This is a genomic window from Longimycelium tulufanense (genome assembly GCF_014645795.1).
Taxonomy (GTDB): Bacteria; Actinomycetota; Actinomycetes; order Mycobacteriales; family Pseudonocardiaceae; genus Longimycelium; species Longimycelium tulufanense.
Window position 1 is genome coordinate 1 of record NZ_BMMK01000094.1, and the last position, 1475, is coordinate 1475.

Sequence of the window (1475 nt, forward strand, 5' to 3'; positions counted from 1 at the left end):
GGCCGTGGAGTTGGGGGAGCGGGTCCGGCACGTCGATGATCTGGACGGGTTGCTGGCGGGCAGCGCCGGGGTCGTGGTGGCGACCCCGACCGGCACCCATCCGGAGATGCTGCGTCGCGCGGTCGCGGCGGGGGTGCCGGTGTTGTGTGAGAAGCCGCTGGCCGAGGATGTGGCCACGATGCGGGCCCTGGTCGCGGAGATTGATGCGGCCGGGGTGGAGGTGCTGGTGGGGTTCCAGCGTCGGTTCGACCCGGCCATCGCCGAGTTGCACCGGCGGCTGCGTGCCGGCCAGGTGGGCACGGTCTATCTGGTGCGGTCGGTGTGTATCGACGCCCACCCGCCGGCGTTGGAGTTCCTGGCCACCTCCGGGGGGCTGTTCCGGGACTGCCTCATCCACGATCTGGACTGCGTGCCCTGGCTGGTCCAGGAGCCGGTGGTGGAGGTCTATGCCTCCGGTTCGGTGCTGGTGGACGAGGCCTTCGCCCGGGTCGGGGACGTGGACAACGCGGTGGCCATGCTGCGTTTCGCCGGTGGCGCGCACGCCCTGCTGACCGCCGGCCGGCACGACCCGCTGGGCTATGACTGCCGGATCGAGGTGTTCGGCAGCCAGGACACCCTGACCGCGGGGCTGGACGAGCGCACCCCGCTGACCTCCCTGGAACCCACCGGCCCCACCGTGGGCCCGGATGCCTATCCCGGTTTCCCGGAACGGTTCCACCGCGCCTACCTGCAGGAGCTGCGGGTGTTTGGGGACGTGGTAGCCGGCCACGCCCCCAACCCCTCCCCGGCGCGGGAGAGCCTGGTCAGCCTGCAGCTGGCCGAGGCGTGTGAGACCTCGGCCCGCACCGGCGCCCCGGTGCGGCTCGACGCCCCGGTCGGGGTGGTGGCCCGATGACCACCACCGAGCTCAGGCTGGCCGCCGCCCCGATCTCCTGGGGGGTGTGCGAGGTCCCCGGCTGGGGACACGTGCTGGAGCCGGCCACGGTGCTTGCCGAGATGGCCGCGCTGGGGCTGACCGCCACCGAACTCGGCCCGCCGCACTACCTGCCCACCGAACCGGCCGCGCTGCGTACCCTGCTGGCCGGGCACGGCCTGACCCTGGTGGGCGGGTTTCTGGCGGTGCCGCTGCACGATGCCGCCCAGGTCCCGGCCACCCTGGCCGAGGCCGAACGCACCACCGCGGTGTTGGCCGCCGGCGGCGCCGAGGTGCTCGTGCTGGCCGCGGCCACCGGCCTGGGCGGCTACGACCAGCGCCCCACCCTGCAGGACACCGAGTGGAAAACCCTACTCGACACCGCCGCCCACATCCGGGAGATCGCCGCCGGCCAGGGCCTGCGCACCGTGCTGCACCCCCACGTGGGCACCCACATCGAAACCCAGGCCGAGGTCGAACGCTTCCTCACCGACTCCGACCTACCACTCTGCCTGGACACCGGACACCTGCTGGTCGGCGGCACCGACCCGGTCACCCTCGC

The 1475-nt window shown here is 73.2% G+C and carries 2 protein-coding genes; both read left to right on the forward strand.

Annotated elements, in window-relative coordinates; genetic code table 11:
* Window positions 1-895: Gfo/Idh/MocA family protein (locus tag IEY55_RS31640; RefSeq protein ID WP_189062263.1), on the forward strand; the 895-nt coding region annotated here is incomplete at its 5' end.
* The coding region (locus IEY55_RS31645) for a sugar phosphate isomerase/epimerase family protein (RefSeq protein ID WP_189062264.1) at window positions 892-1475 on the forward strand (584 nt) is incomplete at its 3' end. The genes IEY55_RS31640 and IEY55_RS31645, both read left to right, overlap by 4 nt.